Here is a 5,883-nt window from a genome sequence, read left to right on the forward strand (position 1 = left end):
GAGCCGACGAGGGCGCGCGGCCAGGCCCGGTCGGGTGCCGGTGTCCGGGGAGACAGCGGCGAGGAGTCTCTGCTGATCGCGGTGACGGTCTCGGTCGGAGCGGCGGCCCTCCCCGATCACGCGGACGACACCTTCGCGCTCGTCGCAGCCGCGGATCGCGCGCTGTACGCCGCGAAGGCCGCGGGACGGGACCGGGTCGCGATCGGTTCCGCCGGATCGGGCCACGACGTCGGTGATCATGAAGTCGGTGAAACGGCTGGTTCGAGTAGGCAGCCCCCGGCCCCGGATGCCGTATCCGCCGCGGTGCCCTGGCGTACGCGATGGTGAGCGCGGCCACGGCGGTGGGCAGGCCGGCGAGTGCCGCCCGATCGTCCGTCTTCGGGATGGCCCGGTCGCGCGCCGGTCTTCCTTCCGTGGCCATAACCGAAAGAGAGTAGGACGCCGTGAGCGATTCCGCCCATCCGGTGGCATCGGCGGGCCGTGCGGGGGTAGTTCTTTCGGATCGGTCCCGGAGCAACCGCTCCAGGTGCTTGGTCGGGTACCCTCCGTGGCGCGGCGGGGTCATGTGTCGTGCTGGTGCGGCGCCGAGTGTTCGCTCCTTGTCCCGGAAGCGGTGGTTGTTCCCCTCGAGAAAGATGGGGAGTGACGGACACGGTCGTAAGACCGATACTTTGACGCTCCAGTACCTGCATGTGGCGGACCGGTCGTTCCCGGGTGGTCGAGAGGCGGAAGCGGTGAACCGGAACACGCGGGGAGGTACCGGCGACGACTCGGGCGGATGAGGCGTTGTGAACGGAGGTACCCAATCGTGCGGTCCGGGGTGGCTGGGGGATTCCCTACCCAGCCCGTCTGATACCGCCGGCAATGCCGCACCAGATCCCCATCTGGACGTCATCACCGGTACGGGCTGTCCGTACCCAAGAAAGGTCACGAGAGAGGGGCGTCCGTGCGAACGCTCGAACCCACCAGCCTCGACCTCGACTCGATCGAGGTCGACAAACTCGCCAAGGGCATCACTCTGAGTCTGCTCATCCCGGCCCGTGGCCCGGAGGCGGCTCGAACTCTCGGCGACATCATCGCACTCAACCGGCAACGCTGGATGCAGGAGCGCAGCGTGCTGGACGAGATCGGCGTGGTTGTCGACCCGTCGTCGGACGGGGACGAACATGGCCTGATGCGCATCGCGACCGACGCGGGCGCCAGCTGGGTCGTGCGTGGAGAGTCGGTCCTGCAGCGCCACGCGGGCCGAGAGGCCACCACGACCGGCGGCAAAGCGGGCGCGATGCGTAGTCTCGCCTACCTTGCATTCGGTAGTCGGCTCATCTTCCATGACGCCGATCTGGAAAGCTACGATCCATATACAGTGGGTGTCCTGGCTGCCGCCGTGACTGCCGATAACGCCCCGCTTTTCGTCAACGGAAGTTCGCGTAGAGTCACTGGCGACGGGCAGCCCGGGGGGCGAACCACCGAGATGCTGCGGTCGCTGTTGTCGAAACAGCTCGCCAGGTATGTGCCGTCCATCACTCGGACAATCCAGCCCCTGATCGGGGAGTTCGTCATCGACGCGGACGTCTTTGCGGCGCTGGCGTTCTCGCGGGGGTACGGCGTCGAGACGTCACTGAAGGTTCTGGCGCTCGATCTGCTCGACTACTCCGATAGTCTCCAGATCGAACTACCGATCAAGTATCAGGTCGGCCAGCATTACCACAGCCTGGTCAAACAGTTCCATGAGATTAGTTTCACAATCGATGTCCTGGAGGCGTACTTTCAGCGTCGGCGGGTCGACCCGCACGTCGCCATCTGGCAGATCGCCGACAACTACGACCTGCTTTTCCCGGGTCGTACGTATGCGTTGCACCGGCCGCCGGGCTACGACGACACCGACTTCGTCCCGCGGCTCGGCTTCTACCAGCCGTTGGCCACGGCACCGGCTTATCAGGCGCGGTTGCCGGAGATCAAGGGTACCCGTCGGGTCGCGCTCGACGCGCTGGGGCGGCGAATGCGGACCTCGGCCTGACCGTCCGGCGGCCGGTCGCCGGACAGTTGAACCGCTGCCGCCGACCGGCCGACCGTCGACCACCAGACCGTCTGGTCGGCACCGGGTGGCTGGTCAGCACCGGGTGGTCACTCCGCGGCCGGCCGGCCGGCCGGCGGGACGGGCATCACCGTGGCGAGGTGGTACCCGCCTCGCCACACGCGGATGATCGCGTCCGCCATCTGCCGGTCGAACAGATCGTCGAGGTCGTCGAGGGCGGAGGGGAGGTGCCCGAACATCTCCAAGGAGATGAAGCCGTGCAACTGGGTCCAGACGGCCAGGCACACGGCGAGTCCCGCGGCGTCGATCGCGACGTCGTGGTCGCGTCCCCAGGCTTGTAGGCTAGCGCGCATCGGCGGGGTGAGCTGGGCGTCCACCGCGGCGGCGTCGATCATGCCGGCCCTGGTCGACTCGCTCATGCAGCGGAACAGCACCGCGACCGCGCGGTGCAACTGTGTGATCATCCGGTCGTTGGTCGACGTGGCGCAGGGGATGCCGGGGCCGAAGATCAGTCCGTATTCCGTCGGATGGTCCAGGGCCCAGCGGCGGTGCGCGCGGGCGACTTGGAGCCAGCGTCGTAGGTGGTCGTGCGGATCGGCCGCGTCGAAGGCCGCCTCCAGGGCCTCCGCCAGTGAGGCGAACCCGTCCGCGACCAGCTCGGCCAGCAGGACCTCCCGGCTGTCCACGTAGCGGTACAGGGCCGATGGGGCCATGCCCATCACCCGGGCGATTCCCCGTAGGGAGAGCGCAGCCGGGCCGTGCTCGGCCAGCTGGGCGCGCGCGGTCTGTTTGATCTCGTCGAGAGTGGCCTGCCGCAGTCGTTCGCGACGGGGAACCGGACTGCTCACCACGGTCATGGTGGGTCTCGACGAGAACGCTGTCAACTTTGCGAACGGATGCGTCTTGACACGAGCAGCGATCGCGAACACTGTTCTCTTCAGCATCGCCTGCTCTTCGGAGGGTTCCGTGTTTACTCCGCTCGTGGCGCTCGTGACGCGCCGCCCGCGTCTGGTCCTCGTCCTCACGCTTCTCGTGCTGCTCGGCGCCGGTGGGCTCGCGGGCGATGCCTTCGGCAAACTCCAGGCGGGGGGGTTCGACGATCCGGCGTCGGACTCCTCCCGGGCCGAGGACGTCCTGGACGCTCGCTTCCACGGCCGCCCGAACTTCCTCCTGTTGGTGACCGCCCGGGCGGGCGATGTGGACGACGCGGCGGTCGTCGCCGCGGGAAAGACGGTTGCCGCCGATCTCGCCGCCCAGGCCGGGGCGAGGGACGTCGTGTCCTACTGGACGGGGGGCGGTCCGGCGCTGCGCTCGAGGGACGGCCGGCAGGCGCTTGTCGTCGCCAGTATCCAGGACGATGACCAGGCCGCCGACATCGTTGATCATTACGAGTCGTGGGGGGACGCGCCGGGGGCGGTGACGGTCCGGCCGGGTGGGGCCGCGACGGTCGGGGAGGACATCAGCGGACACGTCTCGGCCGACCTCGCCGCCGCCGAGTCGTTCGCCATTCCCATCACGTTGGCGTTGCTGGTCATCGCGTTCGCGGGCGTGGTTGCCGCCTTGCTGCCGCTGGGTATCGGGCTGCTCGGCATGCTGGGTGGCTTCGCCGCGCTTTCGGTGATCGGTGATCTCACCGATGTGTCGATCTTCGCGGTGAACCTGGCGACGGCCCTCGGCCTGGGGCTGGGCATCGACTACTCGTTGCTGATGGTCAGCCGGTTCCGGGAGGAACTGGCGGCGGGCCGGGACCGCGCCACCGCGGTGGAGAGGACGGTCCGCTCGGCCGGCCGGACGATCTTGTTCAGCGGGGCGACGGTGATCGTGGCATTGGCCGTGATGCTCGTCTTCCCGCCGTTCTTCCTGAAGTCGATGAGCTACGCCGGGATCTCGGTGACCCTCGTCGCGATGCTGGCCGCCGTCGTGGCCCTGCCGGCGCTGCTGATGGTGCTCGGCGAGCGGGTCAACGCCTGGGGGATCGGCGGCCTGCTCGGGCTCGTGCGCCGCCGCCGCGCCGGTCGTGCCCGGCGCGGCGCGGCGATCGGGCCCGCGGGCGCGGCGGGGCCGGTGCCGATTGGACCGGCGCCCGTCGGGTCGGCGCCGGTCGTGGTGCGCGAGGCGGCCGACTCGCCGTTCTGGCGTCAGGTCGCCGGCACCGTGATGCGCCACCCGGTACTCACCGGCCTGCCGGTAATCGCGGTTCTGCTCGTCCTCGGGGCGCCCTTTCTGCACGTGAACTTCGGCACCCCGGACGACCGGGTGCTGAAGCCGGGCTCGGCGGACAGCCGGATCGTCGGTGATGCCCTGCGGGGCGCGTTCGCCGCCGACATCGGCGGCGCGCTCGACGTCGTCGTCCAGGCCGCCGGGCCGGGCATGATCGACCGGTCCGCGCTCGCTTCCTACGCGACCGCGCTGTCCGAACTGCCGGACGTGGCCCGGGTCGATAGCGCCCTCGGGTCCCACATCGACGGGCGCCGGGTCGTACCGCCCGGTCCGGCCAGCCGACGGTTCGCGATCGCCGGAGCGGATTCCCTCCAGGTTGTGCCCGCGGTGGACTATGCGTCGGACCGGGCGCAGGCTCTCGTCCGGGCCGCGCGTGCGGTGCCGGCGCCCGTGGGGACCAGTGTGCTGATCGGTGGCGCATCCGCCGTCCTGGTAGACGGCAAGACCACGATCGCCGACCGTCTCCCGGTCGCCCTCGGGCTGATCGCGCTGGCGACCTTCGTGCTGCTGTTCCTGTTCACCGGCAGCGTGCTGCTACCGGTGAAGGCCATCGTGCTTAACGGGCTGGTGATGTGCGCCGTGTTCGGCGCCTCGGTGTGGATCTTCAGTGACGGCCACCTGTCCGGGTTCCTCGACTTCACCCCCGGCCCGCTGGACACCTCCATGCCGGTCCTGCTCTTCTGTATCGCCTTCGGGCTCTCGATGGACTACGAGGTCTTCCTGCTCTCCCGGATCAAGGAGGCGCACGACGCCGGCGCGCCCAACACCGAAGCGGTCGCCACCGGGCTCGCCCGGGTTGGGCGGATCGTCAGCACCGCCGCCGCGCTGCTCGCCGTCACCTTCGTCGCGTTCGGTACCTCGTCGGTCCGGTTCATCCAGATGTTCGGGATCGCCACCGCGCTCGCGATCGTGCTTGACGCCACCCTCATCCGAGGGGTGCTGGTCCCCGCCTTCATGCGGGTGGCCGGCGACTACAACTGGTGGGCCCCTGGCCCGTTGCGGACTCTGTATCAGCGGTTCGGACTGCGCGAATACTCCGTCCCGGAGCAGGTCGGGGTCAGAACCGTTCGAAGCCGCGCCGACGCTCCCAGTCGGTGACGGTCCGCTCGTAGCCGGCGAGCTCGACTTCGGCCGCATGGGCCAGATGGGCGACGACCCGATCACCGAAGGCGGCCCGGGCCACCGCACTGGCCCGCCACCCGTCCACCGCCTCCCGCAACGTCGCGGGCAGCCGTGGCACGTCCGGCATGGTGAAGGCGTTGCCCATCCGTCCGGGTTCGAGCGGGAGACGGTGCTCGATGCCGTAACGGCCGGCCGCGATCATCCCGGCGACGGCGAGGTAGGGATTCGCGTCACCGCCCGGCACCCGGTGTTCGACGCGCAGCCCCGACCCGTCGCCGACCACCCGTATGGCGCAGGTCCGGTTGTCGCGTCCCCAGCTGATTCCGGTCGGAGCGAAGGAGCCCGGCGCCAGGCGCTTGTACGAGTTCACGTTGGGTGCGTACAGCAACGCGAAATCGGCCATGCAGGCGAGCTGCCCGGCCACGAACGAGCACATCAGCGCGGACATCCCGGCGGTGTCGTCGCGAGAGCCGGGGGGTGGGAAACCGGGGGGTGCGGTGCTCGGT

The 5,883-nt window shown here is 69.5% G+C and carries 5 protein-coding genes; 3 read left to right on the forward strand and 2 right to left on the reverse strand.

Annotated elements, in window-relative coordinates:
* On the forward strand, positions 1-327 hold a 327-nt coding region (locus AC08OP_RS08495), incomplete at its 5' end, for a diguanylate cyclase domain-containing protein (protein ID WP_476613686.1).
* Between the two features lie 619 nt (positions 328-946).
* Positions 947-2,017 (forward strand): glycosyltransferase family protein, encoded by a 1,071-nt coding sequence (locus AC08OP_RS08500; RefSeq protein ID WP_462203126.1) that lies wholly within the window; start codon positions 947-949, stop codon positions 2,015-2,017.
* 107 nt (positions 2,018-2,124) lie between these two features.
* Here the strand turns inward: AC08OP_RS08500 and AC08OP_RS08505 are convergent, their stop codons facing one another.
* A complete protein-coding gene (locus tag AC08OP_RS08505; RefSeq protein WP_476613687.1) occupies positions 2,125-2,892 on the reverse strand; it encodes a TetR/AcrR family transcriptional regulator in 768 nt (255 codons plus the stop codon).
* A gap of 109 nt (positions 2,893-3,001) precedes the next feature.
* Here AC08OP_RS08505 and AC08OP_RS08510 point away from each other — a divergent pair, with 109 nt between their 5' ends.
* Complete coding sequence (locus tag AC08OP_RS08510; protein ID WP_476613688.1) at positions 3,002-5,353, forward strand: MMPL family transporter; 2,352 nt, start codon at positions 3,002-3,004, stop codon at positions 5,351-5,353.
* Here the strand turns inward: AC08OP_RS08510 and AC08OP_RS08515 are convergent.
* A partial coding sequence (locus AC08OP_RS08515; RefSeq protein WP_476613689.1) for a type I glutamate--ammonia ligase occupies positions 5,313-5,883 on the reverse strand: 571 nt, incomplete at its 5' end. The two genes, AC08OP_RS08510 and AC08OP_RS08515, sit on opposite strands and share 41 nt — an antisense overlap.

It is taken from the genome of Frankia sp. CeRuru1 (genome assembly GCF_977966315.1).